Below are 24,998 nucleotides of genomic sequence, written 5' to 3'. Positions count from 1 at the left end.
GAGTTATGTCGGACAATCAAAACAGCCTTGAGTGCAACACGATCTGCTGGGGCATTGCGGCCGGTGTAGGCGTCGTGGCGATGGTCATGTTGTACATGGTTGCGGATTTTTCCGCGCTGCAGGCGATCTTTACCGGGGGCCTGATCGGCTTTTTGCTGGGCATCGTGCTGAGCCTGTTCATCTGCCGGGGGCAGAAGGCGGCGAGTGATCTGCATTCGGATGAAAAACCTGCGCAGCGCTATGCGCGCGAGGCGGCGGAGGACAAGGCACGGCGGACCGGGTCGGGCGGTGCATCGGCACCTGCGGCAGGCGGTTCCGCGACGGCTGCGGCGGCGTCTGCGGCGGGTGGCGCTGCTGCGACGGCATCGACCACGCCGTCTTCGGCCTTCCAGATGCAGGATTCCGCACCGCTGGCCGGTCAGAAGGATCTGTCAGACCGCAAGGGCGACTGGAAGTACGACTCCGGTCAGGACGCGTCCCCGGCCAAGGCGGCTGCAAAACCCGCGGCCAAATCGGCCGCGAAACCGGCTGCGAAAGCCAAGCCCGCCAAGGAGGCCAAGACCAAGCGCGCCCCGGCCGCCGCCGACGGCAAGCCGGAGTTGTTCACCAGCCCCAGCGAGGGGGCGGCGGACGACCTCAAGCTGATCAGCGGCGTCGGTCCCAAGCTTGAGCAGACGCTGAACGAGATGGGCATCTGGTATTTCAAGCAGGTCGCGGGATGGCGCAAGAAGGAGATCGCCTGGGTCGATGACCGTCTGCGCTTCAAGGGCCGGATCGAACGGGACGACTGGATCAGCCAGGCCAAGATCCTTGCCAAGGGCGGGGAGACCGAATTCTCCAAACGCAAGAAGAAGTAAGCGATGAGCGAGGATCGACAACGCGCCATCGCCCGCAAGGGTCAGACCGTGGGTCTGGTGATTGCAGGCACGATGGTGTTGTGGATCCTTGCCAACCTGGCGGGGCCTGCGCTGGGGTTGCCGGGCCGCTATGCCCTGCTTTTTGATTTTGCCGCTTTGGCTGCGATGATTTGGGCCATGGTCAACATTTATCAGATATGGCAAGCGCGTCAGGAAGATAAGTAACGGCAGACACCGGGGGTGCCGCCCCGGCGAGACGAGACAGGCGCGGATGCGCACAAGAGACAGGCAGGGTTTACGGCCCTGCCGGAACGCAAGAGGGATGCAGCAATGCTTGCAGATCAGGATCGCATTTTCACCAACATCTACGGGATGCATGACCGCACCCTGAAGGGCGCGAAGCAGCGCGGCCATTGGGACGGTACGGCGGGGATCCTCAAAAAGGGGCGCGACTGGATTGTGGACCAGATGAAGGCCTCTGGCCTGCGTGGCCGTGGCGGTGCAGGATTTCCGACGGGGCTGAAGTGGTCCTTCATGCCCAAGGAAAGCGACGGGCGGCCTGCCTATCTGGTGATCAACGCCGACGAATCCGAACCCGGCACCTGCAAGGACCGGGAGATCATGCGGCACGATCCGCATACGCTGATCGAGGGTTGCCTGATCGCCAGCTTCGCGATGGGGGCGCATGCTTGCTACATCTACATTCGCGGGGAATATATCCGCGAGAAAGAGGCGCTTCAGGCCGCGATTGACGAGGCGTATGACGCCGGTCTGATCGGCAAGAACGCCTGCAAGTCGGGCTGGGATTTCGACCTTTATCTGCATCACGGGGCAGGGGCCTATATTTGTGGTGAGGAAACAGCGTTGCTGGAATCGCTGGAAGGCAAGAAGGGGATGCCGCGCATGAAGCCGCCGTTCCCGGCGGGCGCGGGCTTGTACGGTTGTCCGACGACGGTGAACAACGTGGAATCCATTGCCGTGGTGCCGACCATCCTGCGGCGGGGCCCTGAGTGGTTCGCGGGCTTTGGCCGGGCGAACAATGCGGGCACGAAGCTGTTCGCGGTGTCGGGCCATGTGAACAACCCGTGTGTCGTCGAAGAGGCGATGTCGATCACCTTCGAGGAGTTGATCGAGACCCATTGCGGCGGGATCAGGGGCGGTTGGGATAACCTCAAGGCGGTGATCCCCGGCGGGTCGTCGGTGCCGATGATCCCCGGCAAGGACATGAAAGACGCGATCATGGATTTCGATTACCTGCGCGAGCAGCGGTCGGGTCTGGGCACGGCGGCGGTGATCGTGATGGACAATTCGACGGACGTGATCAAGGCGATCTGGCGGTTGTCGAAGTTTTACAAGCACGAGTCCTGTGGGCAGTGCACGCCCTGCCGCGAAGGCACGGGATGGATGATGCGCGTGATGGACCGTCTGGTGACAGGCGATGCGGAACCCGAAGAGATCGACATGCTGCTGGATGTGACCAAGCAGGTGGAGGGGCATACGATTTGCGCCCTTGGCGATGCGGCGGCGTGGCCGATCCAAGGGCTTATTCGCCACTTCCGGGATGAGATCGAGGATCGGATCAAACACAAGCGCACAGGCCGGGTGAGTGCGGTCGCGGCGGAGTGAGGATTGCCTTTGCACGGTTGCTTGTCACCGGATGTCTCCTTGCAGGGTGCAGCGCGGGTGTTCAGTCCCGCGATACAAGTGCAGCAGAGCTTGAACGGGCGCTGGTTGAGCGTCCGGTCCCTGAGATCATGGCGGCTCGGGCGCTCGTCAGGGACGTGGCACGCGGCTGTGAAGGTGTGGCGTTGCATCCGGTGCTGGAACCCCGGATCGATGTCATTCGCCGGACCCGCAAGCCAGAATTTGACGCGATCACGTCGGGGTCAGTCATCGGCGCTGCCCGGCCTTTTTCGGCAGCGTTCGACCGCAGGCATGGGCAGGCGTTCAAACTGTTGACCCGCCGCGGACCACCACCGCCTGATCTGTGCCGCGCTGCGCGTGCGGAAGCGGGCGAACCGGGACTGATGGGTTTGATGTTGGTCAGGACCTAGGGCATACCCGTCTTGAGCATCGTATTTGTCAGACAAGGATCCACCATGGAAATATTCGCCCCCTACGGCCACGCCATCGCTGCGCTCGCGCTCTGGGCGTTGGTCATGGTTATCCTTTCGATGCTGTCCATTGTCGGACGCACACCGGAGAACCGATGCGATTGTGGCAAGCCCAAGCGCGACTACAGCGACCCGGTCTATCGGCGCGAGCGGGCCTTTGCGAATGCGATTGAAACCTCGCCTGCGTTCATGGCGGCGACGATGGCGGCGATACTGGCGGGTGGGTCCCCTTTGTGGGTGAATATTCTGGCGTCGGTTTTCCTGTTGGCGCGGCTTGCGATGGCCTTCGTTCATATCAGGACGGAAAACCAGTCCCTGCGGTCGGCGACTTTTACAGTTGGATGGCTCTGCGTCGTCTTGCTTGCCCTGACGGCGCTGGTGGCGGTGTTTTTCTGACGTGGCCGGGACTACAACGCATCACCTCGCCGAACTCAACCTCGGCATCCTCAAATACGATTGGGACGACCCGCGGGTGCAGGATTTCGTCAACGGTCTGGATCTGGTCAACAGCGCTGCCATGCGCAGCCCTGGTTTTGTCTGGATGATGCCGGAGGAGGACATGGAGGCCGTTCAGAATGATCCCACGGGTCCGATGGGGGGCAATTCGCGTACGGCATCGACGTTAAGCGTCTGGGAAGACGTGGAAAGCCTTGAGCATTTCGTCTGGAACACGGTGCACAAGCGGTTCTATGACCGCAAGAACGAATGGTACGACATGGGGGCGGTGCTGCGGCTGGCAATGTGGTGGGTGCCTGCGGGTCATATCCCTGATATGACGGAGGCGATGGCGCGGTTTCGGCATCTGGAAGCGCATGGCGACAGTGATCATGCCTTTGGCTGGGGCCATCTGGCTGAGGCGAAGCTGTGGCGGCAAAAGCAATGCGGGTAAGGGACCAGTGATGAAGTTTGGTGTTTTGGTTGTGATCGGCGCATTGGTGCTGGCGGGTTGTACGGAACCGGTATCGACCAGCCTCAAGGCCCGCGAAGGGCAGACGGCGCAGCAGGCGGTTGATACGGTGCTGCAGGTGCGCGCGATCTCATTGGTGGTGGGCGTGGCTTGCCGGGGGCAGGGGATCACCTTGCGGGATGCAGACTATCGCGCGGCTGTCGCGCGGGATGTGCGCAATCTGGCCGCGCAGGGATATGCGCTGGCCGATCTGGAGCGGGCCAGCAAGCGCGCCAATCTGAACGACCGTCTGACCAAGAACGCGATCCGCTATCTCGAAGCGCGCGGCGTGCGCAAGGATGACCCCGAGACGCTTTGTGCCTATGGACGGCGCGAGATGGCGGCGGGCACGGCGGTTGGTCGCTTGCTGAAGACGACCTGAGAGGACGGCTGTGGGGTTTTTCAAGAATCTTTGGGATGGCATTCTGAGCCTGCTGGCCGCGCTGGCGACGCTGGTGGTTTTCGGGTTGCCGATCTGGGCCACCCATCAGGCGATCACCTATGGGCTTGTGCCGATCTGGGTTTATGTGGCCGTGGCCGGGTTGGTTTTCATTGGCGGCAATCTTGGCATTGCGTTCCTGCGCAAGGCGTTGGATGGTGTGGCCCCCTTGCGCGAAAGGAAGCGGCGATGAAGGATATGCATCTGGCGGAGTTGAATGTCGGGCGATTGATTGCGCCCACGGATGATCCGCGCGTGGCGGACTTCATGGACAATCTGGACCGCATCAACGGGCTGGCCAAGCGCATGCCGGGGTTCCAGTGGATGATGGAAGGCGACGCGGAGGGGGAGGGGAATACTGACGCCAAGATCGAAGGCGATGACCTTTATATCCCGAACCTGAGCGTCTGGGCCGACGTGCCCAGTCTGGAAAAATTCGTATGGGGCACCATCCACAAACGATTCTACGAGCGCCGCGCGGAATGGTTTGAGGTGCTGGGATCCATGCATTTCGTGATGTGGTGGGTGCCACAGGGGCACCGCCCGACCCTGGACGAAGCGCTGGCACGTCTTGACCATTTGCGCGACAATGGCGATAGCGAACATGCCTTTGGCTGGGCGTGGCTGAAAGAAGCGCAGATGTGGCGCAGCCACGGGTGCAGCCCTCAAGCGGCGGAGTGAGAGAATGAAATTCGGTGCAATGGCTCTTTTGGGCGCGGTGGTGATGCTGGCAGGGTGCAAGGACCCGGCGGACCAGATCCGGTTCGACGGCAAGTATTTCCCCACCAAGGTCAGTAAGGTCGACGGCCAGCGCGATCAGATCGTGGTCACCGTCAAGGAGGTTGCGCAATCGCCCGAGGGGGCGTTGTCCGCCGGGCGCTATGCGGCGGTGGCCTATTGCGTGGGGCTGTACGGGAATTCGGACATTGATTGGGTCGTCGGGCCGGACACCGATCCCAGCCAGATCCGCATTCAGGGCAACACCATGACCTTTCGCGGCACCTGCCCACAGTGACCTTGCGTTGCGCGACATATCGCGCACGGGTCACCCGCTGCGCGCCATGTTATTGTATAGCAACGCCCGACATCTTTCCTTCTGGGTATGAGGCAGAGACCTCGTCTGATTGAGGAAAAAGAGTATGCGACCGATCACAAGACCCCTTGCCGTCCTTGCGCTGACCCTTGTGCCGCTGATGGCCGTGCAGGCCGAGGCAAAGCCGCCCCTGCGCGAGGTGGCCGTGATTGATGATGCGCTTTTCGATCTGGGGCTGGCGGACCGGATCCGCAAGAACTGCCCGACGATCAACGCGCGGATGTTCAAGGCCATCGGCTTTGTGCGCGGATTGGAGAAAAAAGCGCGCGATATGGGGTATACCCAGGCCGAGATTGACGCTTATACCGACAGCGACGCCGACAAGGACCGTTTGAGGGCCAGGGCAGCCAAATATTTCGCCGCACGGGGGGTCGATCCCACGATCCCGGAAAGCTATTGTGCGGTCGGGTTGGAAGAGATTCAAAAATCGAGCCGGATCGGCTCGTTACTGAGAGCGAAGTGAGCATATGAGCGACAACCGCAAGATCGTTATCGATGGTAATGAAGTGGAAGTGGACGGGGCGATGACCCTGATCCAGGCCTGTGAGCAGGCAGGCGTGGAAATTCCGCGTTTCTGCTATCACGAGCGGCTGTCGATTGCCGGGAACTGCCGGATGTGCCTGGTCGAGGTTGTGGGCGGCCCGCCGAAGCCTGCGGCCTCCTGCGCGATGCAGGTGCGCGATCTGCGGCCCGGTCCGGAAGGGCAGCCGCCTGTGGTCAAAACCAACTCGCCCATGGTGAAGAAGGCCCGCGAGGGGGTGATGGAGTTTCTGTTGATCAACCACCCGCTGGATTGTCCGATCTGTGATCAGGGGGGCGAATGTGATTTGCAGGATCAGGCGATGGCTTACGGCGTGGATTTCTCCCGCTACCGCGAACCCAAGCGGGCGACCGAAGATCTGGATCTGGGGCCGCTGGTTGAAACGCATATGACACGGTGCATTTCCTGCACGCGGTGTGTGCGGTTCACCACGGAGGTCGCCGGCATTCACAAGATGGGCCAGACGGGCCGGGGTGAGGATGCTGAGATTACCTCCTATCTGGGGGAGACGCTGGATTCGAACTTGCAGGGCAACATCATTGATCTGTGCCCGGTGGGTGCGTTGGTGTCCAAGCCCTATGCGTTCACGGCGCGCCCGTGGGAACTGACCAAGACCGAATCCATCGACGTGATGGATGCGCTGGGATCGAACATCCGTGTCGACACCAAAGGCCGCGAAGTGATGCGGTTCCTGCCGCGCAACCATGACGGCGTGAACGAGGAATGGATTTCCGACAAGACGCGCTTTGTCTGGGACGGTCTGCGGCGGCAGCGGCTGGACACGCCGTACATCCGCGAGAATGGCAAGCTGCGCAAAGCCGACTGGCCGGAGGCGCTTGCGGCGGCGGCGGCGGCGATGAAAGGCAAAAAGGTTGGCGGGTTGATCGGTGATCTGGTCCCGGTCGAGGCGGCCTATGCGCTCAAGCAGATGATCGAAGGGCAGGGCGGGTCTGTTGAATGTCGCACGGATGGTGCGAAGCTGCCTGCGGGGAACCGGTCCGGCTATGTCGGGACGGCCACGGTTGAGGAACTGGATACGGCGCAGGCGATCATGCTGATCGGCGCGAACCCAGCGGTGGAAGCGCCGGTGCTAAACGCACGCATCCGCAAGGCGTGGACGCGCGGCGCGAATGTGGGTGTGATCGGACAGAAGGTCGACCTGACCTATGAATATGATCACATCGGTGACAGCCCGGCAGTGATGGCGGATTTGTTGAAGCGTGATCATGCGGACGTGGGTGAGAAACCTTCGGTGGTCATCATCGGACAGGCGGCGCTTTGTCGTGAAGATGGTGCGGCGGTGCTCGCCGACGCGATGGCGCTGGCCGAAAGCACGAAGTCCAGCTTCATGGTGCTGCACACGGCAGCGGGACGCGTGGGCGCGATCGACATCGGCGCGGTGTCCGAGAACGGCATCAGTGACGTGTTGGCGGCTGACGTGATCTACAACCTTGGTGCGGACGAAGGCGATATTCCGGCGGGCCCGTTCGTCATCTATCAGGGCAGCCATGGTGACCGGGGTGCGCACCGTGCGGATATCATCCTGCCCGGTGCTGCCTATACTGAAGAACCAGGTTTGTTTGTGAACACCGAAGGGCGTCCGCAGGTTGCCGCGCGCGCCAGCTTTGCGCCCGGTCGGGCCAAGGAAAACTGGGCCATCCTGCGCGCATTGAGTGCGGAGGTGGGTGCAACCCTGCCGTTCGATTCCATCGCCGCCCTGCGCCGCGCGATGATTTCCGAGGTGCCGTATCTGGGCAGTGTCGATCAGGTGGCGCAGAATGACTGGCAGCCTTTGCCGCGCGGCAAGGTCAAGGATGCGCCGTTTGGTGTGGCCATTGCAGATTTCTACCTGTCGAACCCGATTGCACGGGCAAGCCAGTTGATGGCGGAATTGTCGGCCAATGCGGCCGCCCGACGCGCCGAACCCATGGCTGCTGAGTGAGGGGCATGATCGGCGTGGCCCTCCTGGCGCTTGCAGCCTGCGGGCCACAGGTGCCCGTGGCGGAGGATTTCATCCCTGAATACAAAGGGGTAGAGACCAAATTGCTGGATGGTGATCTGGTCCAATTCAACGTGGCCATGACCAAGGCGCTGAGCACGCAGGACGTGGAAGATTACGCCGAATGTGCTGCAGCGCAGTATGCGCTGATCCGGGGGTACGGATTTGCGCGACATCTACGCACAAATGTGAGCCAAGAGGGTGGCATCTGGCGGGCAGATGCTGTTTACACGATCTCGCCAAGCTTGCCACGTGGCATAAAGACGATTGATGCCGAAGTGACCGCGCTGGAATGCGTGGAACGCGGCATACCGACGGTCTGAAAAGGGCTGTTTGAAATGGACGGTGTGAGGGACAATGTCTGATTTCTTTACCAATACCGGACTGGGCATCGGCCTGCTGACCGTGGGCCAGGTTCTGCTGATCATGTTGCCCTTGCTGCTGTGCCTTGCATTCCTGATGTACGCCGACCGCAAGATCTGGGCCGCTGTTCAGATGCGTCGCGGCCCCAACGTGGTTGGTGTTTTTGGCCTGTTGCAGTCCTTTGCGGACCTTTTGAAATACGTCGTCAAAGAGGTGGTGATCCCGGCGGGCGCGGACCGCACGGTTTTCCTGCTGGCCCCGATGGTCAGCCTTGTCATGGCGCTGGTGGCCTGGGCGGTGATTCCGTTCAACGAAGGCTGGGTGCTGGCCGATATCAACGTGGCGATCCTTTATGTCTTCGCGATCTCCTCGCTTGAGGTTTACGGCGTGATCATGGGCGGCTGGGCGTCGAACTCCAAATACCCGTTCCTGGGGTCGTTGCGGTCTGCGGCGCAGATGATTTCCTATGAGGTGTCGATCGGCCTGATCATCATCGGTGTGATCATCTCCACCGGGTCGATGAACTTTTCCTCGATCGTGCATGCGCAGGATGGGGCGGGGGGCATTTTCAACTGGAACTGGTTGATCCACTTCCCGATGCTGATCCTGTTCTTCATCAGTGCGCTGGCCGAAACCAACCGTCCCCCGTTCGATTTGCCGGAGGCGGAATCGGAACTGGTGGCGGGGTACCAGGTTGAGTATTCTTCCACGCCGTTCCTGCTGTTCATGATCGGCGAACTGGTCGCCGTGGTGCTGATGTGCGCGCTGGTGTCGCTGCTGTTCCTGGGCGGCTGGCTGTCGCCCATTCCGTTCCTGCCCGATGGCTTCCTGTGGATGTTCATCAAGATGCTGTTCGTCTTCTTCATGTTCTCCATGGTGAAGGCGATCACGCCACGCTACCGCTATGACCAGCTGATGCGGCTGGGCTGGAAAGTGTTCCTGCCGATGTCGCTGGGCTGGGTCGTGTTCGTGGCATTCGCCGCGAAGTTTGAGTGGTTCTGGGGCGTCTACGCCCGCTGGCCGATGTAAGGGAGTTCGAAATGACCCAGATCGACTATACCCGCGCCGCAAAGTATTTCCTGCTGGCGGATTTTGCCAAAGGTTTTGCCCTTGGCTTCAAGCACATGTTCCGCCCCAAGGCGACGGTGAACTACCCACACGAGAAGGGGTATCTGTCCCCCCGTTTTCGCGGTGAACATGCGCTGCGCCGGTATCCCAATGGCGAGGAACGCTGCATCGCGTGCAAGCTGTGCGAAGCGGTCTGCCCCGCGCAGGCGATCACCATCGATGCGGAACCCCGCGAAGACGGATCGCGCCGCACCACGCGCTATGACATCGACATGACCAAGTGCATCTACTGCGGTTTCTGTCAGGAAGCCTGCCCGGTGGATGCGATTGTCGAAGGGCCGAATTTCGAGTTCTCCACGGAAACGCGCGAAGAACTGTATTACGACAAGGCCAAGCTTCTGGACAACGGCGAACGCTGGGAAGCGGAGATTGCGCGGAACCTTGAGCTGGATGCGCCGTACAGATGAGTGATTCAGCCAACCCCTTTGAGGCGCTGTTCAAGCAAGCGCAGGAAATGACCAAGGCCATCCCGATGGCCGACGCTTTCTCGCCCAAGGTATTTGAGGCGATGATGGGCACGATGCCCAAGGACATGATGGAATTGATGTTCGGCAACGCCGTCAACAAGGACGGGCTGGATGCCAAGACGCGGCTTTTGCTGACCATTGCGGGCATGACCACGCAGGGGGCACAGGTTGATACGGTCTTTCGCCAGACGGTGCGTCATGCGCTTGAGGCGGGGGCGACAGAGCAGCACATCAAGGAAACCATCGCGCAGACGTCCGTGTTTGCAGGCTTGCCGTCCATGACTCGCGCGCTGGAACTGGCGCAGCAGGTGTTCGACCAGAAGGAAGACAATTCATGATCGTTTTCTCTTTCTACCTATTTGCCACATGTGTGATCGCGGCTGGCCTGTTCACCGTGATCAGCCGCAACCCGGTGCATTCGGTGCTTTGGCTGATCCTTGCATTCTTGTCCTCGGCGGGGCTGTTCGTGCTGTTGGGGGCGGAGTTCGTGGCGATGCTGTTGATCATTGTCTACGTGGGTGCGGTCGCGGTGCTGTTCCTGTTCGTGGTGATGATGCTGGATGTGGATTTCGCGGAATTGAAGGCGGAAATGGCGCGCTACATGCCGCTGGCTTTGCTGATCGCGCTGGTGATCCTGATGCAGTTCGTGATGGCCTTTGGGGCATGGGAAAGCAATGCGGCGGCAGAGGGGCTGCGCACGCAGGTGACCGATCCGGGGGTGAGCAACACGGCAGCGCTGGGTCTGATCCTTTATGACGAATACATCCTGCTGTTCCAGCTTGCGGGGCTGATCCTGCTGGTGGCGATGATCGGGGCGATTGTACTGACGCTGCGCCACCGGGTGGACGTCAAACGCCAGAACGTGATTGACCAGATGATGCGGGATCCGGCGACGGCGATGGAATTGAAAGATATCAAGCCGGGGCAGGGGTTGTAAGCACCGGAAATTTTCAAAATTTCCGGCCGTTTTCTTTGAAAGAAAACGAGACTTGAAAAAACGGCCAGCGTGCCAAAAGTCCGGTGGAAACCCGGGCTGACACAGACTAGAAGCCCGGACATACGGGCACAAGCCAGACGCCTTTGCCGGGCGCAGCAAGACCGCCCCCAAGGGGTGAGAACCGAGGGACGACATGATCGGACTTGAACACTACCTGACAGTCGCGGCGACGCTGTTTGTCATTGGCATCTTCGGGCTTTTCTTGAACCGCAAGAACGTCATCATCCTGCTGATGAGCATCGAATTGATGCTTCTGGCGGTGAACATCAATTTCGTCGCCTTCTCCAGCTTCCTGGGCGATCTGGTCGGGCAGGTCTACACGCTGTTTGTCTTGACCGTTGCCGCCGCAGAGGCCGCGATCGGCCTTGCGATCCTTGTCTGCTTCTTCCGCAACCGTGGCACCATCGCGGTTGAAGATGTCAACGTGATGAAGGGGTAGGGACATGGAAACCACAATCCTCTTTGCCCCACTGGTGGGTGCGATCATCGCAGGCTTCGGTTGGAAACTGATCGGGGAGACGGCCGCGCAGTGGGTGTCGACCGGCCTGCTGTTTCTGGCCGCCGTGCTGAGCTGGGTCGTTTTCCTGACCTTCGAAAGCCCGACCGAACACATTCAGATCATGCGCTTTATCGAAAGCGGCAGCCTGAGCACGGATTGGTCGATCCGCATGGATCGGTTGACGGCGATCATGTTGATCGTGGTCACGACGGTGTCCGCGCTCGTGCATCTGTATTCCTTCGGCTACATGGCGCATGACGAGAACTTCAAGGAAGACGAGAACTACAAGGCGCGTTTCTTCGCGTATCTGTCGTTCTTCACTTTTGCGATGCTGATGCTGGTGACGGCCGACAACCTTGTGCAGATGTTTTTTGGCTGGGAAGGTGTCGGTGTCGCGTCCTATCTGCTGATCGGGTTTTATTACCGCAAACCCAGCGCCAATGCGGCGGCGATCAAGGCGTTTGTGGTCAACCGGGTGGGTGATTTCGGCTTTGCGCTGGGTATCTTTGCGCTGTTCTACATGACCGACAGCATCCGGTTCGATGACATCTTCGCCGCGGCGCCCGATCTGGCCGAGCAGACCATCGGCTTTTTGTGGACCGAATGGAATGCGGCCAACCTAATTGCCTTCCTCCTGTTCGTTGGCGCGATGGGGAAATCGGCGCAATTGTTCCTGCACACCTGGCTGCCCGACGCGATGGAGGGTCCGACCCCGGTGTCGGCGCTGATTCATGCGGCGACGATGGTGACGGCGGGTGTGTTCCTTGTCTGCCGCATGTCGCCGATCATGGAGTTTGCACCCGAAGCGATGACATTCGTCACCGTGCTGGGTGCCTCGACCGCGTTCTTTGCGGCGACCGTGGGTCTGGTGCAGAACGATATCAAGCGCGTCATCGCCTATTCCACCTGTTCGCAGCTTGGCTACATGTTCGTGGCCGCGGGCGTGGGCATGTATTCGGCGGCGATGTTCCACCTGTTCACGCATGCGTTCTTCAAGGCGATGCTGTTTCTGGGGGCGGGGTCGGTGATCCACGCGATGCACCATGAGCAGGACATGCGGAACTATGGCGGGTTGCGCAAGAAGATCCCCTATACCTTCTGGGCGATGATGATCGGGACGCTGGCCATCACCGGGGTCGGCATTCCGCTGACGCATTATGGTTTTGCCGGGTTCCTGAGCAAGGACGCCATCGTGGAAAGCGCCTGGGCCGGTGGGTCGATGTACGGGTTCTGGCTTTTGGTGATTGCCGCCGCGATGACGAGTTTCTACAGTTGGCGGCTGATCTTCATGACGTTTTACGGCACGCCGCGCGGGGACAAGCACACACACGAGCATGCCCACGAAAGCCCCTTCGTGATGCTGGTGCCGCTGGGCGTGCTGGCGCTGGGGGCGATCTTTGCCGGGATGATCTGGTTCAAGCCGTTCTTTGGCGATGCGAAATACGTCGCGGCTTTCTATGACATTCCGCTGGCGCAGGCGGCCTCAGACGGGGAAACCCACACGGACGGTGCCGAGGAGAGCCACGGCCAGGACAAGGCAGACGATGGTCACGGTGCCGCGCATCACGACGCTTTCGGCGGCGCACCGGGGGAGGGCGCGATTTACTTCGGGCCGGAAAACACCGTGCTGGAGGATGCGCATGGCGCGCCCAAGTGGGTCAAGGTCAGCCCCTTTATCGCGATGCTGGCAGGCTTTATCATGGCGATGTGGTTCTATATCTGGAACCCGTCGTTGCCGGGCCGTCTGGCCGCAAACCAGCAGCCGCTCTACGCCTTCCTGCTCAACAAGTGGTACTTTGACGAGATCTACGATTTCATCTTCGTGCGGCCTGCGAAGGCGATTGGCCGGTTCCTGTGGAAGCGGGGCGATGGCAACGTGATTGACGGCACGCTGAACGGCGTGTCGATGGGGATCATTCCGTTCTTTACCCGCCTCGCCGGCAAGGCGCAGTCCGGTTATATCTTCACCTATGCCTTCGCGATGGTGATCGGGATTGCCGTGCTGATCACCTGGATGACGATGACCGGGGGGGCGAACTGATGGATACGCATCTGCTTTCCATGATCACCTTCCTGCCTGCGATGGCTGCGCTGATCCTGGCCATTTTCCTGCGTGGTGACGATGAAGCGGCGGCGCGCAATGCCAAGTATCTGGCGATGTTCGCCACGACCGCGACTTTCATCGGCTCGCTGATCGTGCTGTTTCAGTTTGACCGCAACGACACCGGGTTCCAGTTCGTCAGTCAGGGCGAATGGATCATGGGCCTGCAATACAAGATGGGCGTGGACGGGATTTCGATCCTGTTCGTGATGTTGACCACCTTCATGATGCCGCTGGTCATCGCCGCGTCTTGGGGCGTGGAAAGCCGCGTGAAGGAATACATGATCGCCTTCCTGGTGCTGGAGACGATGATGCTGGGCGTCTTCATGGCGCTGGACCTGTTCCTGTTCTACCTGTTCTTTGAGGCGGGTCTGATCCCGATGTTCCTGATCATCGGCATCTGGGGCGGTGCCAACCGCATCTACGCCAGCTTCAAGTTCTTCCTTTATACCTTCCTTGGCTCCGTGCTGATGCTGGTGGCGATGGTGGCGATGTATGCGGACGCGGGCACCGCCGACATCCCGACGCTGATGAACCACAGTTTCGGGTCCGAGACGTTCTCCCTGCTGGGGATACAGATCGTGGGGGGTGCGCAGACGCTGATGTTCCTGGCGTTCTTTGCCAGCTTCGCGGTCAAGATGCCGATGTGGCCGGTGCATACCTGGCTGCCGGATGCGCACGTGCAGGCGCCGACGGCGGGGTCCGTGGTGCTGGCCGCGATTCTGTTGAAATTGGGTGGTTATGGGTTCCTGCGGTTCTCCCTGCCGATGTTCCCGGTGGGCGCGGACGTGATGACGCCGCTGGTTCTTTGGATGAGCGCGATTGCGATCGTCTACACCAGCCTCGTGGCGCTGGTGCAGGAGGACATGAAAAAGCTGATCGCCTATTCGTCTGTCGCGCACATGGGGTTCGTGACCATGGGCATTTTTGCCGCCAACCAGCAGGGCATTGACGGCGCGATTTTCCAGATGATCAGCCACGGCTTCATCTCGGGCGCCCTGTTCCTTTGCGTGGGCGTGATCTATGACCGGATGCACACGCGGGAAATTGACGCCTATGGCGGTCTGGTGAACCGGATGCCGGTCTATGCGCTGATCTTCATGCTGTTCACGATGGCCAACGTGGGCCTGCCGGGCACCAGTGGTTTCGTGGGTGAATTCCTGACATTGATGGCGGCGTTCCAGGTCAACACCTGGGTGGCTGCGGTGGCGACGACGGGCGTGATTTTCTCCGCCGCCTATGCGCTGTGGCTGTACCGGCGGGTGGTGATGGGCGACCTGATCAAGGAAAGCCTGAAAGCGATCACCGACATGACCCCGCGCGAAAAGTGGATCTTTGCGCCACTGGTGGCGATGACGCTGCTGCTGGGGGTCTATCCCGCACTGGTGCTCGATATCATCGGGCCGTCGGTGTCGGTATTGGTTGAGAATTATGCAAGCGCGGTGGATGCGGCAGAGACCGCAACCCAGACCGCGCAAGCAGCGAACTGAGAGGACGGGACATGATTTCCTCAGACATTAACGTGGTCCTGCCCGAGGTCGTGCTGGCGGTTTATGCGATGGTGGCGCTGCTGGTGGCTGTCTATACCACCAAGGACAAGATGGGTGGCCTGCTGGTCTGGATGACGGCGGCGGTGATGGTGGTGCTGGCGTTCTGGATCGGCACCAGCGGCGACGGTGCCACGCGCACCGCCTTCAACGGGATGATCATCGAAGACAGTTTTGCCCGGTTTGCCAAGGTGGCGATCCTGCTGTCGGCGGCGGCCATTCTGGTGATGTCCGAAGGGTACATGCAGGCGCGGGGATTGCTGCGGTTTGAATACCCGATGCTGGTGGCGTTGAGTGCTGTGGGCATGATGATCATGGTCAGCGCGGGCGACCTCATGGCGCTTTACATGGGGTTGGAGCTGCAATCGCTGGCGCTTTATGTCGTGGCGTCGCTGCGGCGTGATTCCGTGCGGTCGACGGAAGCGGGCCTGAAGTACTTCTTCCTGGGTGCGCTGTCTTCCGGCTTGCTGCTTTATGGCGCATCGCTGGTGTATGGATACGCGGGCACGACGCTGTTCTCGGGCATCATTTCGGTGGCGCAGGCGGGGCAGACATCGCTGGGCCTGCTGTTTGGTATCGTCTTCCTGATCTCCGGTCTGGCGTTCAAGGTTTCGGCGGTGCCGTTCCACATGTGGACACCGGATGTCTACGAAGGGTCTCCGACACCGATCACGGCGTTTTTTGCGACGGCCCCCAAGATGGCGGCGATGGCGCTTTTCGCACGCGTGCTGCATGACGCCTTCGGCAACGCGGTCAGCGACTGGCAGCAGATCATCGCGCTTTTGTCGGTGCTGTCGATGTTCCTGGGCGCGATTGCGGCCATTGGCCAGACCAACATCAAGCGACTGATGGCGTTCTCCTCCATCGCGCATATGGGGTATGCCCTGATGGGGTTGGCGGCGGGCACGGCGCTGGGTGTGCAGGCGATGCTGGTCTATATGGCGATCTACGTCACGATGAACGTGGGTACCTTTGCCTTCATCCTGCTGATGCAAAAGGACGGCGCCCCGGTTACGGATATCGGTGCGCTGAAGATGTATTCGCGCAACAACCCGGCCCGCGCGCTGGCGATGCTGGTGCTGCTTTTCAGTCTGGCGGGCGTGCCACCGATGCTGGGGTTCTTCGGCAAGCTTTATGTCCTGCAGGCCGCCTATGATGCGGGCCTTGTGTGGCTTGTGGTGGCGGGCATGATCGCATCGGTCATCGGCGCGTATTATTATCTGCGGATCGTGTTCTACATGTACTTCGGCGATGACAACAGCGACCAGATCGACCGCTCCGGCGGCGGCGGGGTGCTGGCAGGCTTCCTGATGGCGTCGGCCCTGATCATGGTGCTGGGCATTGCCAACATGTTCGGTGTCGAAGGGGCTGCGGCGGCAGCGGCGGGTGCGCTTGTCAACTGATCCTGCACGTGGTGCGGGGACGGTGATGGGTATTTTCAAAAGGATGAAGACGTGACCGGGTGGCCGGAAGGCTACGGGCGGCATGTGTTCGATAGCGTGGGATCGACGCTGGTTGAAGCGCAGCGCATGGCGCCGACGCTTGCGGGCCCTGCGTGGTTGCTGGCCCATGAGCAGACGGCGGCACGGGGCAGGCGGGGACGGCCCTGGGCGACGCCGCGGGGTAACTTCGCGGGAACCCTGGTGCTGCCGACGGATGATCCGCCGCAGACGGCTGCGCTGCGGTCTTTCGTAGCCTCACTGGCGCTTTTCGAAGCCTTTGTCGCAGTCACGGGCACACCGCAGGCCTTTGCGCTGAAGTGGCCCAATGACGTGCTGCTGCGGGGAGAGAAGGTGGCGGGGATCCTGCTGGAGACGGCGGGCAGGCACCTGATCATCGGGATCGGTGTGAATCTGATTGCGGCCCCCGGCGTGGAAGAGGTCGAAGCCGGGGCGGTGCGCCCTGTCAGCCTCAAATCCGCGCTGGGCCTCACGATTTCGCCGGAAGCGTTCCTTGATGCGCTGGCGGCGGCCTATGCCCCGTTGGAGGCGCGGTTTCGGCAGAGCGGCTTTGCGCCGATCCGGCGCGACTGGCTGCACCATGCCGCCCGCCTTGGAGAGGTGATCACGGCCCGCACCATGCGCGACAGCTGGCGGGGCCGGTTCGAGGATGTGGACGAGAACGGCAATCTGGTGCTGAGCACCGCGGACGGTCGGCTGGCCATTGCCGCAGCGGATGTGTATTTCGACGAGACCTGAAGGAGACACGACATGCTTCTGGCGATTGATTGCGGCAACACCAACACGGTTTTCTCCATCTACGACGGGGATGAACAGCTGATCTCCATGCGGACCTCGACCCACCATGCGCGCACGTCGGATGCCTATTTCACGTGGTTCTCCACCCTGCTGAACCACCACAAGATCGACCCGGCGATCACGGATGTAATCATCTCCTCCACGGTGCCGCGCGTTGTTTTCAACCTTCGGGTTTTCTCTGACCAGTATTTCGGGTGCCGCCCGATTGTGGTGGGCAAGCCCGATTGCCTGCTGCCTGCCAACCCGCGTGTGGATGAGGGTACTATCGTGGGTCCCGACAGGCTGGTGAACACCGCAGGGGCGTTTGACCGTCATGGCGGCAACCTGATCGTGGTGGATTTCGGCACCGCCACCACATTCGACGTTGCAGGCAAGGACGGCGCCTATGTCGGTGGCGTGATCGCCCCCGGTGTCAATCTGAGCCTTGAGGCGCTACACATGGCCGCTGCTGCACTGCCGCATGTGGACATTACCAAGCCGCAGGGTGTAGTAGGCACCAACACGGTCGCCTGCATCCAGTCCGGTATCTTCTGGGGCTATGTCGGGTTGATCAAGGAAATCTGCGCCCGCATCAAGGCGGAGCGCGATCAGGACATGAAAATCATCGCAACAGGGGGATTGGCCCCACTGTTTGCGCAAACCGAAAACCTCTTCGATGTGATCGAAGATGACCTGACGATGCACGGGCTGACCGTGATCCACAGGTTCAACAAGGAAAATGCATAACTCATATGAGTAACGAACGACTTATTTATCTGCCCCTCGGTGGGGCGGGCGAAATTGGCATGAACGCCTATGTCTATGGCTACGGGAAACCCGGCAAGGAGCGGCTGATCGTCGTCGACCTTGGTGTGGCCTTCCCGGACATGGACGGCAGCCCCGGTGTGGATCTGATCCTGCCGGATATCTCATGGCTGGTGGAACGGCGCGACCAGATCGACGCGATCTTCATCACCCATGCGCACGAAGACCACGTGGGCGCGGTGGCCCATACCTATGAACAGCTGCAAAAGCCGATCTACGCGCGCCGCTTCACCGCCAACATCGCGCAGCGCAAAATGGCGGAGCACCATCACCCGGACGACGCCGTGCAAGTGGTCAGTGCTTGGCCGCAGCAGACGACCGCTGGCCCGTTCAGCGTGGGCTTCCTGCCGATCAGCCATTCGATCCCGGAATCTTCCGCCCTGGTGATCGACACGCCCGAAGGCCGGGTGATCCATTCGGGTGACTTCAAGATCGACCTGACACCGGGAGTGGGTGAGCCTTATGATCCGGACCTGTGGGCAGATGTCTGCAAGGATGGGGTGAAAGCGCTGGTCTGTGACAGCACGAACGTCTTTTCGCCGGATCCCGGCCGGTCAGAGGCGAGCCTTGCGCAGCCGATCGAGGATCTGGTGCGAGGGGCCGAAGGCATGGTCGTGGCGACGACCTTTGCCTCCAACGTCGCGCGGGTGCAGACGCTGGCAATGGCCGCCGACAAGGCGGGCCGTTCGGTTGTCCTGTTGGGGCGTGCGATGAAACGCATGGTCGAAGCGTCGCTGGAAACCGGCGTGATGACCGATTTTCCGAAAACCGTCAGCCCCGAAGACGCCCGCGGTATCCCGCGTGAAAACCTGATGCTGCTGGTCACCGGCAGCCAGGGCGAACGCCGCGCGGCATCGGCCCAGTTGAGTCGGGGCAAATATCAGGGGATCGAGTTGAAGGAAGGGGATCTGTTCCTGTTTTCCTCCAAGACCATCCCGGGCAATGAAAAATCCGTGATCCACATCATCAACAACCTGTCCGAGATGGGGGTGGATGTGGTCGATGACAGTTCCGGCCGCTATCACGTATCGGGCCACGCCAACCGCCCCGATCTGGAGGTGCTGCATGACGTGGTCAAGCCGCAGGTGGTGATCCCGATGCACGGCGAACACCGGCATCTGCGCGCGCATGTCAAACTGGCCGAAGCCCGTGGCAGGGCCGGGGTGTTGGCCGTCAACGGCATGATGATCGATCTTTCGGGCAACGCGCCCAAGGTGGCCGAATACGTGGAGACCGGGCGCACCTATCTGGATGGCGCGGTGCAGATCGGTGCATTGGACGGGATCGTGCGCGACCGTATCCGTATGGCGCTGAATGGCCATGTGACAGTCACGGTGATCCTTGATGATCAGGACGAACCGCTGGGCGAGCCGTGGGTCGATGCGATGGGGCTGTCGGAGACAGGCCGGTCAAACGCACCGCTGGTGGATGTTCTGGAGGCGGACCTGAGCCAATGGCTGGGCCGTGCGAAGGCCGCGACGTTGCGGGATGATGACAAGCTGAACGACGGCTTGAAGAAGGTCGTGCGGCAGTCGGCGCAGGATGAGATCGGGAAGAAACCCGAGGTGACGGTGGTTGTCAGTCGGTTGAGTTGAGGGGGATGGATGGTGGCTTTGCGGGTCTTAACTGCCGTTCGATGGTGCAAATTGAGTGTCCGCTTAGGTCCCTGCTGGATGCCCATCATTCTGCGGGGCATCGTCACAGATGTTATACCATGAAGGCTTTTCGCCAACGAATTCATGCGACTGGTTCGTAAGGCCGGTATCTCCATCAAGCGCATTTGCCGCGATTGGAAAGCTGTCTTCGGAGGATAGTATCTCGCCGAATGATGTACCGCAGATTTCGCAGAAACACCGCCCGTAAACATAAGGCGCAGTCGGTTCGAAAACGCGAACTCTGTCCTTACCTGCAATCCATCTGAGGTCTTCTTTTTTCACAAATGCGATGGTGCTTGCACCAACCTTACGACATCTTGAGCAGTGACACGTACCAACAAATGACGGCTCACGCGTCAACTCAAACTGCACAGCTTTGCAGCAGCAGCTTCCCTTTATCATTCTTTTCTCCAATGTATTTTGTTGGCTCTACTCGCACGTTTGCTTGGCAACATAAATATGGCATGCTGACAGCATCATGGCAGCATACAACATGAGGACCTTTTTTGCGCAAAGCGGAGCGATTATTCGAAATTGTCCAGCTTCTGCGCCGTGCGCGGGAACCAATTTCGGCACAGCACGTCGCGGATGAGTTGGGATCGTCCAAACGTTCCGTTTATCGCGACATAGCTGCATTAAAGGCGCAAGACGTCCCAATCCGAGGGGAAGCTGGCATCGGCTACGTCCTTGGAAAGGGATTTGACATGCCGCCTTTGATGTTGACCTCCGATGAACTGGATGCAGCCGTTTTGGGAGCGCATTGGGTTGCGAGTAGGGGCGAACCAGATTTGGCGAAAGCCGCTCTTAACTTTCTTGCGAAGATTGAAGTGATAGTTCCAGAGCGCTTGCGGGGACATGTATTAGAACCCGCTACGAGTATCGCGCCTGTCGTTCCGACACCTGAAGCGGTCAATTCCTCACTTCTTAGGAATGCCATCCGCACGCACCGTAAGATAACGTTGGTATACGAAGGCGGTTCTGAAGCGCACACGGAGCGCGTGGTTTGGCCAATACTTCTTGGTTATCGGGACGCGGGCCGAATTCTTGCTGCTTGGTGTGAACTTCGAAGCGGCTTTCGATATTTTCGCACTGATCGTATGATTACAGCGAATATTCTTGAGCAACGAATACCAGAAAATGCACTGGCCTTACGTGCACGCTGGCGTTCGGCGATGGATCAAGAACGGGCAAGCTACGCGAAACCACCCCATGAGGATGGATGATGGTCTTCACAGCATACCAGCCTCATTAAAGCCGACGCTCGTGAAAGTCGCAGCATCGCGTAGTTTGGGCTGAGAAGCGGACCTTCGCCGCGTTCCGCATCAAGGACTGATCTTGCCCATGACGCAGATTCATCGCCAGCGGCTCGATTTCTTCCGTTGATCGGCATTCTTGCACGAAACAGTCCGCGATCTGTTCACATACGGTCCGACACGCAGAAGGCAACGCCACCCCAACCCCTGACCCATATCCCATCCATGCGTATCCCCGTTGTGTGGTGATTTGTTACCGGATTGCGGGCCACGTTAAACAATCTGCTAAAAGGTCAGGATGAAAGCCCCCTTTCGCTTGACCGCGTTTGGGGTTTTTTTTTGTGGCTCGGGGGCAGGGCCGTTGGAATGGAACAATGAGCAAAGACTGGCAAAAAGGCACCCGCGCGGTGCATGCGGGCACCCGGCGCAGCCAATATGGCGAGGTGTCCGAGGCGATCTTCATGACGCAGGGCTTCGTATACGACACCGCCGAACAGGCCGAGGCCCGGTTCGAGGCCTGCGGCAATGATGAATTCATCTATGCCCGCTATGGCAATCCGACCGTCAAGATGTTCGAGGACCGCATCGCCGCACTCGAAGGCACCGAAGACGCTTTTGCCACCGCATCCGGCATGGCGGCGGTCAATGGTGCGCTGATGTCGCTGTTGAAAGCGGGCGATCACGTGGTGTCTTCGCGCGCGCTTTTCGGGTCGTGCCTGTATATCGCGGAGGAAATCCTGCCGCGCTTCGGGGTCGAGGTGACCTTTGTCGATGGCAGTGATCTGGCCCAATGGGAGGCGGCGATCCGTCCGGATACCCGCGCGGTGTTCTTTGAATCCCTGTCCAACCCCGCGCTGGAACTGGTTGATATCGAAGCGGTTTGCGCGCTGGCCCATGCCAAGGGCGCAGTAGCGGTGTGTGACAATGTCTTTGCCACGCCGGTCTACTCCAACGCCGTCGCGCAAGGCGCTGATATCGTGATCTATTCCACCACCAAGCACATCGACGGGCAAGGCCGCGCACTGGGTGGGGTGATCCTTGGGACGCGGGAGATGATCCGCAAGACGGTTGAGCCTTTGATTGGGTATACTTAAGTAGATAGCGCAGTCCGCTATCTCGGCGTGGCGCTTGAAGATGCGTTGGGCAGCTCAGATGCAAATCGACTTTTGAGGATAGGGCGAGCGATTCCTGCCGTTCGCCTTTGCGAAGCAAGACTGCGCAGCGACTGAAAAATGGGGCAGACGATTGGCAGACGCAGATGATCGGCCCTATCAGCGCGTCTTGCCCCTTTTCCGGTTGCCTGCGCCAGTTAGATGCCCCGCACCTCAGCGATGGAAGTCTCGCTCAGTCTCCGGACCAAGTTCTCCTCGATCTCTTCGAGGACGCTGGAGACACGTTTATGCAATGCATGCTCAATGGAACAAGCCGATGCCTCGCTCGTTTCGTCCGTGGCAACCATCCGCTCATCAAGTGCAAGATAGACATCTGCCAGAGTGATCTTTTGTGGCTGTCGCGCCAAACGCCATCCACCGGCGTGACCTTTTTCCGACGTGAGCAGGCCCGCCTCCCTGAGCTTTCCTAAGACTCGGCGCACGACAACAGGATTGGTGCCCGCATGCTCAGCGATGTCGCCGGATGTACGCACCTGATCGGGGCTCCCGGCCATATGGCTGAGCGTGTGCAGAGCAAGGGACAGACGAGAGTTGCGCTTCATGTGCGGTTTTTCTCCAAACGGGCGACATCCGTAACTTTAGCGGTTGCATAACTAAAGTAACTGCGTAAGTTGCGTGATCTAACAGATCAGATTTGGAGCGATGTATGCCAGATGCCCGCCTTCCCGTCACGGTCCTTTCCGGTTTTCTTGGGGCCGGAAAGACGACGCTATTGAATCGCGTGCTGAACAACCGCGAGGGCCGACGTGTCGCTGTGATTGTGAACGATATGTCCGAAGTCAACATCGACGCCGATCTTGTGCGCGCCGATACGGAGCTCAGCCGGACAGACGAAACACTCGTCGAAATGTCAAATGGGTGCATCTGTTGCACGTTGCGCGATGACCTTCTGGACGAAGTGCGTCGCTTAGCGGCGGAAGGTCGCTTTGACTATCTGCTGATTGAATCCACAGGCATCTCTGAGCCATTGCCTGTCGCTGCCACCTTTGATTTCCGCGACGAGTTTGGCGACAGCCTGTCGGACGTGTCTCGGCTCGACACAATGGTGACGGTTGTCGACGCGGTGAACCTCCTGAACGACTACTCCAGCCACGATTTCCTTCGTGATCGTGGAGAGACGCTTGGTGAAGAGGATGATCGGACACTGGTTGACCTGCTCGTTGAACAGATCGAGTTTGCCGATGTGGTCATTCTGAACAAGGTCACCGATGCAGGCACGGAGCGCACAGATGCCGCACGCAAGATCATCCGCAGTCTGAATGCCGATGCCAAGATCATTGAGACAGATCATTCAGATGTTGCTGCCGCCGCGATCCTGGACACAGGTATGTTCGATTTCGAGAAGGCGCATGAGCATCCAATGTGGGCGAAGGAGCTTTACGGTTTTGCTGACCATGTGCCGGAGATAGAAGAATATGGCGTGGCGTCCTTTGTTTATCGCGCGCGCCTGCCGTTCATTCCTGAGAAGATCCTCAGCGTTCTGAATGGCGACCTGCCCGGCGTCATCCGCGCCAAGGGGCATTTCTGGATCTCAACGCGTCCCGGCTGGGTGGCGGAATTCTCGCTTGCGGGCGCGCTATCCAGCGTCAAGCCGCTTGGGACATGGTGGGCCTCAGTGCCCGAGGAGCGTTGGCCAGAGCACGAGAGCGCACGTGCCTATATAAAGCAGCATTGGCAGGAGCCCTGGGGAGACAGACGCCAGGAGATCGTGTTCATCGGCGCGGGCATCGACTGGCCCGATCTGAAGGCGCGGCTTGATAGCTGCCTGGTGCCTGCAACTGCAGCCAGTGGGCCGGATGATCTGCCTCACTACCCTGATCCCTTTCCGATCTGGCGCCGACAGGAGGAAGCTGCATGACGCTTGCGCGTGCGCTGGTCAAGAATGCCGCCATCGGCGTTGCCGTTGCTGACAAGCCCGATGACCTGAAGACATTTCTGCAACCTGGCTGCGCGGCTGCAGTCTGGCGCAGGCAGCCCATACCAGAGTTTCAAAGCTGGGTAGATGCGCTTGACCCATCAACTCTGCCACAAGGGCGAATCGAATTGCGCCCCGAAGCGGTGCAATCTGCGGTGATGGCCCTATGCCATGCCGCGCAAACACCTCGCTGCCACGAACGCGATACCCTTGCCGGTGACATCAGTGCCTTGGCTGAGATCTTCTCTGATTTGATGCAAACACCCTTCCTGCGCCTGCGTCTCCAGTCGGTCACAACAAACGCCTGCCGGAAGTTTCATATCGATGCGATAACGGCGCGTCTTATCTGCACCTACCGTGGCCAGGGTACTCAATATGGGATTTCACCCGACGGCCAAGACCCCGCGCGGGTGTTCTCGGTGGCCACGGGTGCGCCGATCCTCCTGCGCGGGACGCTATGGCCCTCGCGGCCCGCGTCAGGCCTGGTGCATCGCTCACCACCTATTGAGGGGACGGGCGAAACACGTCTCGTCCTGGTGTTGGATGCAGTCGACAGTCCGGAGGATGAGAATTGACTCGCAACCTTGGTGCGACCTCCCTGCATCGCAAGCGTCGCGCCGCTGATCCCATGGGCAGCTACGATGCTTTGCCAGCGCCACTACGGAACTGGCTGGCGCAAGCAACGCTGCCCTGGTCACCCTCTTCAGCGCGCCGTGTGTGGAACCGTGCTTGCGCAACAGGCCGAAGCACTGAAGACACGCTTTCGCTCTTGTCCCAAGCAGAAGCCCGCACTCTAGCGCGCGACCGCTGTTCGATCTCCAACCAAATGCCAACGAAGACCTGAAGGAAC

General features: G+C 60.1%; 30 protein-coding genes, 1 pseudogene and 1 riboswitch. Of the genes and pseudogenes, 29 read left to right on the top strand and 2 right to left on the bottom strand.

The genetic code is table 11. The annotated features are described in order from the left end of the window. Positions 1-5 precede the first annotated feature (5 nt). The 24 genes from AB4X18_RS20455 to AB4X18_RS20340 all read left to right on the top strand — a co-directional run bounded on the left by AB4X18_RS20455 (position 6) and on the right by AB4X18_RS20340 (position 19,748). Entirely contained in the window at positions 6-857 is an 852-nt protein-coding gene (locus AB4X18_RS20455; RefSeq protein WP_370401792.1) for an NADH:quinone oxidoreductase, read from the top strand. Positions 858-860: 3 nt separating this feature from the next. Then, the gene (locus AB4X18_RS20450; RefSeq protein ID WP_370401791.1) at positions 861-1,082 is read left to right on the top strand and encodes a DUF5337 domain-containing protein; all 222 of its coding nucleotides are present in this window, start codon (positions 861-863) and stop codon (positions 1,080-1,082) included. Positions 1,083-1,187: 105 nt separating this feature from the next. After that, entirely contained in the window at positions 1,188-2,483 is a 1,296-nt protein-coding gene (nuoF, locus tag AB4X18_RS20445; protein WP_370401790.1) for an NADH-quinone oxidoreductase subunit NuoF, read from the top strand. Next, positions 2,480-2,911, top strand: a complete 432-nt coding sequence (locus AB4X18_RS20440) for a hypothetical protein (RefSeq protein ID WP_370401789.1) — start codon at positions 2,480-2,482, stop codon at positions 2,909-2,911. Before nuoF ends, AB4X18_RS20440 begins: the two co-directional genes overlap by 4 nt. A gap of 45 nt (positions 2,912-2,956) precedes the next feature. Then, positions 2,957-3,367 (top strand): MAPEG family protein, encoded by a 411-nt coding sequence (locus tag AB4X18_RS20435; protein WP_370401788.1) that lies wholly within the window; start codon positions 2,957-2,959, stop codon positions 3,365-3,367. 1 nt (position 3,368) lies between these two features. Then, positions 3,369-3,860 (top strand): DUF3291 domain-containing protein, encoded by a 492-nt coding sequence (locus tag AB4X18_RS20430; protein WP_370401787.1) that lies wholly within the window; start codon positions 3,369-3,371, stop codon positions 3,858-3,860. Positions 3,861-3,870: 10 nt separating this feature from the next. After that, positions 3,871-4,299 (top strand): DUF5333 family protein, encoded by a 429-nt coding sequence (locus tag AB4X18_RS20425; protein WP_370401786.1) that lies wholly within the window; start codon positions 3,871-3,873, stop codon positions 4,297-4,299. 10 nt (positions 4,300-4,309) lie between these two features. Continuing rightward, positions 4,310-4,549 carry a hypothetical protein gene (locus AB4X18_RS20420; RefSeq protein ID WP_370401785.1) on the top strand — a complete coding sequence of 80 codons (240 nt, stop codon included), beginning with the start codon at positions 4,310-4,312 and terminating at the stop codon, positions 4,547-4,549. Continuing rightward, positions 4,546-5,037 carry a DUF3291 domain-containing protein gene (locus AB4X18_RS20415; protein ID WP_370401784.1) on the top strand — a complete coding sequence of 164 codons (492 nt, stop codon included), beginning with the start codon at positions 4,546-4,548 and terminating at the stop codon, positions 5,035-5,037. Before AB4X18_RS20420 ends, AB4X18_RS20415 begins: the two co-directional genes overlap by 4 nt. 4 nt (positions 5,038-5,041) lie before the next feature. After that, positions 5,042-5,371, top strand: a complete 330-nt coding sequence (locus AB4X18_RS20410; protein WP_370401783.1) for a hypothetical protein — start codon at positions 5,042-5,044, stop codon at positions 5,369-5,371. Positions 5,372-5,495: 124 nt separating this feature from the next. Then, positions 5,496-5,912, top strand: coding sequence for a DUF5333 domain-containing protein (locus AB4X18_RS20405; RefSeq protein ID WP_370401782.1), 417 nt, complete (start codon positions 5,496-5,498; stop codon positions 5,910-5,912). A gap of 4 nt (positions 5,913-5,916) precedes the next feature. Continuing rightward, entirely contained in the window at positions 5,917-7,932 is a 2,016-nt protein-coding gene (gene nuoG, locus AB4X18_RS20400) for an NADH-quinone oxidoreductase subunit NuoG (protein ID WP_370401781.1), read from the top strand. Between the two features lie 5 nt (positions 7,933-7,937). Further along, positions 7,938-8,312, top strand: a complete 375-nt coding sequence (locus AB4X18_RS20395; protein ID WP_432816968.1) for a hypothetical protein — start codon at positions 7,938-7,940, stop codon at positions 8,310-8,312. 34 nt (positions 8,313-8,346) lie between these two features. Next, positions 8,347-9,381, top strand: coding sequence for an NADH-quinone oxidoreductase subunit NuoH (gene nuoH / locus AB4X18_RS20390; protein ID WP_432816967.1), 1,035 nt, complete (start codon positions 8,347-8,349; stop codon positions 9,379-9,381). Between the two features lie 11 nt (positions 9,382-9,392). Continuing rightward, on the top strand, positions 9,393-9,887 hold the full coding sequence (gene nuoI, locus AB4X18_RS20385) for an NADH-quinone oxidoreductase subunit NuoI (RefSeq protein ID WP_299874736.1): 495 nt from the start codon (positions 9,393-9,395) through the stop codon (positions 9,885-9,887). Then, the gene (locus AB4X18_RS20380) at positions 9,884-10,285 is read left to right on the top strand and encodes a carboxymuconolactone decarboxylase family protein (protein ID WP_370401779.1); all 402 of its coding nucleotides are present in this window, start codon (positions 9,884-9,886) and stop codon (positions 10,283-10,285) included. The genes nuoI and AB4X18_RS20380 overlap by 4 nt, the downstream gene beginning before the upstream one ends. Then, on the top strand, positions 10,282-10,884 hold the full coding sequence (locus AB4X18_RS20375; protein ID WP_370401778.1) for an NADH-quinone oxidoreductase subunit J: 603 nt from the start codon (positions 10,282-10,284) through the stop codon (positions 10,882-10,884). The genes AB4X18_RS20380 and AB4X18_RS20375 overlap by 4 nt, the downstream gene beginning before the upstream one ends. A gap of 193 nt (positions 10,885-11,077) precedes the next feature. Beyond that, the gene (nuoK, locus tag AB4X18_RS20370) at positions 11,078-11,383 is read left to right on the top strand and encodes an NADH-quinone oxidoreductase subunit NuoK (RefSeq protein ID WP_025048953.1); all 306 of its coding nucleotides are present in this window, start codon (positions 11,078-11,080) and stop codon (positions 11,381-11,383) included. 4 nt (positions 11,384-11,387) lie between these two features. Continuing rightward, positions 11,388-13,484 (top strand): NADH-quinone oxidoreductase subunit L, encoded by a 2,097-nt coding sequence (gene nuoL, locus AB4X18_RS20365; protein ID WP_432816966.1) that lies wholly within the window; start codon positions 11,388-11,390, stop codon positions 13,482-13,484. Beyond that, positions 13,484-15,034, top strand: coding sequence for an NADH-quinone oxidoreductase subunit M (locus AB4X18_RS20360; RefSeq protein WP_370402551.1), 1,551 nt, complete (start codon positions 13,484-13,486; stop codon positions 15,032-15,034). Before nuoL ends, AB4X18_RS20360 begins: the two co-directional genes overlap by 1 nt. Before the next feature lie 11 nt (positions 15,035-15,045). After that, positions 15,046-16,494, top strand: coding sequence for an NADH-quinone oxidoreductase subunit NuoN (gene nuoN, locus AB4X18_RS20355; protein WP_370401777.1), 1,449 nt, complete (start codon positions 15,046-15,048; stop codon positions 16,492-16,494). A 51-nt stretch (positions 16,495-16,545) separates the two neighbouring features. Continuing rightward, positions 16,546-17,289, top strand: a complete 744-nt coding sequence (locus tag AB4X18_RS20350) for a biotin--[acetyl-CoA-carboxylase] ligase (protein ID WP_370401776.1) — start codon at positions 16,546-16,548, stop codon at positions 17,287-17,289. 12 nt (positions 17,290-17,301) lie between these two features. Continuing rightward, positions 17,302-18,075 (top strand): type III pantothenate kinase, encoded by a 774-nt coding sequence (locus AB4X18_RS20345; RefSeq protein ID WP_370401775.1) that lies wholly within the window; start codon positions 17,302-17,304, stop codon positions 18,073-18,075. 5 nt (positions 18,076-18,080) lie between these two features. Next, entirely contained in the window at positions 18,081-19,748 is a 1,668-nt protein-coding gene (locus tag AB4X18_RS20340; protein ID WP_370401774.1) for a ribonuclease J, read from the top strand. Positions 19,749-19,811: 63 nt separating this feature from the next. Here the strand turns inward: AB4X18_RS20340 and AB4X18_RS20335 are convergent, their stop codons facing one another. Beyond that, complete coding sequence (locus AB4X18_RS20335) at positions 19,812-20,210, bottom strand: GFA family protein (protein ID WP_370401773.1); 399 nt, start codon at positions 20,208-20,210, stop codon at positions 19,812-19,814. A gap of 104 nt (positions 20,211-20,314) precedes the next feature. Between AB4X18_RS20335 and AB4X18_RS20330 the strand changes: the two genes are divergently transcribed. Further along, complete coding sequence (locus AB4X18_RS20330; protein WP_370401772.1) at positions 20,315-21,031, top strand: helix-turn-helix transcriptional regulator; 717 nt, start codon at positions 20,315-20,317, stop codon at positions 21,029-21,031. Between the two features lie 262 nt (positions 21,032-21,293). Further along, a riboswitch (SAM riboswitch) is annotated at positions 21,294-21,370 on the top strand. A gap of 65 nt (positions 21,371-21,435) precedes the next feature. Further along, positions 21,436-22,152: pseudogene (locus tag AB4X18_RS20325) on the top strand (aminotransferase class I/II-fold pyridoxal phosphate-dependent enzyme); the annotation flags it as partial. A gap of 218 nt (positions 22,153-22,370) precedes the next feature. Here the strand turns inward: AB4X18_RS20325 and AB4X18_RS20320 are convergent. After that, complete coding sequence (locus AB4X18_RS20320) at positions 22,371-22,775, bottom strand: RrF2 family transcriptional regulator (RefSeq protein WP_370401771.1); 405 nt, start codon at positions 22,773-22,775, stop codon at positions 22,371-22,373. 104 nt (positions 22,776-22,879) lie between these two features. On the opposite strand from AB4X18_RS20320, the gene AB4X18_RS20315 reads away from it, so the two are divergent. Genes AB4X18_RS20315 through AB4X18_RS20305 form a run of 3 tightly spaced genes read left to right on the top strand, consistent with a single transcriptional unit; the run spans position 22,880 to position 24,992 of the window. After that, positions 22,880-24,091, top strand: a complete 1,212-nt coding sequence (locus AB4X18_RS20315; protein ID WP_370401770.1) for a GTP-binding protein — start codon at positions 22,880-22,882, stop codon at positions 24,089-24,091. Next, the gene (locus tag AB4X18_RS20310; protein ID WP_370401769.1) at positions 24,088-24,723 is read left to right on the top strand and encodes a DUF1826 domain-containing protein; all 636 of its coding nucleotides are present in this window, start codon (positions 24,088-24,090) and stop codon (positions 24,721-24,723) included. The genes AB4X18_RS20315 and AB4X18_RS20310 overlap by 4 nt, the downstream gene beginning before the upstream one ends. After that, positions 24,720-24,992: a DUF6525 family protein gene (locus AB4X18_RS20305; protein ID WP_432816965.1), complete on the top strand. Its 273-nt coding sequence runs from the start codon at positions 24,720-24,722 to the stop codon at positions 24,990-24,992. The genes AB4X18_RS20310 and AB4X18_RS20305 overlap by 4 nt, the downstream gene beginning before the upstream one ends. Positions 24,993-24,998 lie beyond the last annotated feature (6 nt).

Source organism: Sulfitobacter rhodophyticola (assembly GCF_041281685.2).
GTDB lineage: Bacteria > Pseudomonadota > Alphaproteobacteria > Rhodobacterales > Rhodobacteraceae > Sulfitobacter.
Note: the sequence above shows the minus strand (reverse complement) of the source record. Positions and strands in the feature narration are given on the sequence as shown.

Bases quoted from the DNA above. Each gene is read 5' to 3' on its own strand.
- AB4X18_RS20335 (WP_370401773.1), bottom strand. From the start codon at position 20,210: ATGATAAAGGGAAGCTGCTGCTGCAAAGCTGTGCAGTTTGAGTTGACG.
- AB4X18_RS20310 (WP_370401769.1), top strand. From the start codon at position 24,088: ATGACGCTTGCGCGTGCGCTGGTCAAGAATGCCGCCATCGGCGTTGCC.
- AB4X18_RS20450 (WP_370401791.1), top strand. From the start codon at position 861: ATGAGCGAGGATCGACAACGCGCCATCGCCCGCAAGGGTCAGACCGTG.
- AB4X18_RS20405 (WP_370401782.1), top strand. From the start codon at position 5,496: ATGCGACCGATCACAAGACCCCTTGCCGTCCTTGCGCTGACCCTTGTG.
- AB4X18_RS20415 (WP_370401784.1), top strand. From the start codon at position 4,546: ATGAAGGATATGCATCTGGCGGAGTTGAATGTCGGGCGATTGATTGCG.
- nuoN (WP_370401777.1), top strand. From the start codon at position 15,046: ATGATTTCCTCAGACATTAACGTGGTCCTGCCCGAGGTCGTGCTGGCG.
- nuoK (WP_025048953.1), top strand. From the start codon at position 11,078: ATGATCGGACTTGAACACTACCTGACAGTCGCGGCGACGCTGTTTGTC.
- AB4X18_RS20340 (WP_370401774.1), top strand. From the start codon at position 18,081: ATGAGTAACGAACGACTTATTTATCTGCCCCTCGGTGGGGCGGGCGAA.
- AB4X18_RS20315 (WP_370401770.1), top strand. From the start codon at position 22,880: ATGCCAGATGCCCGCCTTCCCGTCACGGTCCTTTCCGGTTTTCTTGGG.
- AB4X18_RS20410 (WP_370401783.1), top strand. From the start codon at position 5,042: ATGAAATTCGGTGCAATGGCTCTTTTGGGCGCGGTGGTGATGCTGGCA.
- AB4X18_RS20320 (WP_370401771.1), bottom strand. From the start codon at position 22,775: ATGAAGCGCAACTCTCGTCTGTCCCTTGCTCTGCACACGCTCAGCCAT.
- nuoF (WP_370401790.1), top strand. From the start codon at position 1,188: ATGCTTGCAGATCAGGATCGCATTTTCACCAACATCTACGGGATGCAT.
- nuoG (WP_370401781.1), top strand. From the start codon at position 5,917: ATGAGCGACAACCGCAAGATCGTTATCGATGGTAATGAAGTGGAAGTG.
- nuoL (WP_432816966.1), top strand. From the start codon at position 11,388: ATGGAAACCACAATCCTCTTTGCCCCACTGGTGGGTGCGATCATCGCA.
- AB4X18_RS20395 (WP_432816968.1), top strand. From the start codon at position 7,938: ATGATCGGCGTGGCCCTCCTGGCGCTTGCAGCCTGCGGGCCACAGGTG.
- AB4X18_RS20345 (WP_370401775.1), top strand. From the start codon at position 17,302: ATGCTTCTGGCGATTGATTGCGGCAACACCAACACGGTTTTCTCCATC.
- AB4X18_RS20360 (WP_370402551.1), top strand. From the start codon at position 13,484: ATGGATACGCATCTGCTTTCCATGATCACCTTCCTGCCTGCGATGGCT.
- AB4X18_RS20375 (WP_370401778.1), top strand. From the start codon at position 10,282: ATGATCGTTTTCTCTTTCTACCTATTTGCCACATGTGTGATCGCGGCT.
- nuoI (WP_299874736.1), top strand. From the start codon at position 9,393: ATGACCCAGATCGACTATACCCGCGCCGCAAAGTATTTCCTGCTGGCG.
- AB4X18_RS20380 (WP_370401779.1), top strand. From the start codon at position 9,884: ATGAGTGATTCAGCCAACCCCTTTGAGGCGCTGTTCAAGCAAGCGCAG.
- AB4X18_RS20435 (WP_370401788.1), top strand. From the start codon at position 2,957: ATGGAAATATTCGCCCCCTACGGCCACGCCATCGCTGCGCTCGCGCTC.
- AB4X18_RS20425 (WP_370401786.1), top strand. From the start codon at position 3,871: ATGAAGTTTGGTGTTTTGGTTGTGATCGGCGCATTGGTGCTGGCGGGT.
- AB4X18_RS20455 (WP_370401792.1), top strand. From the start codon at position 6: ATGTCGGACAATCAAAACAGCCTTGAGTGCAACACGATCTGCTGGGGC.
- nuoH (WP_432816967.1), top strand. From the start codon at position 8,347: ATGTCTGATTTCTTTACCAATACCGGACTGGGCATCGGCCTGCTGACC.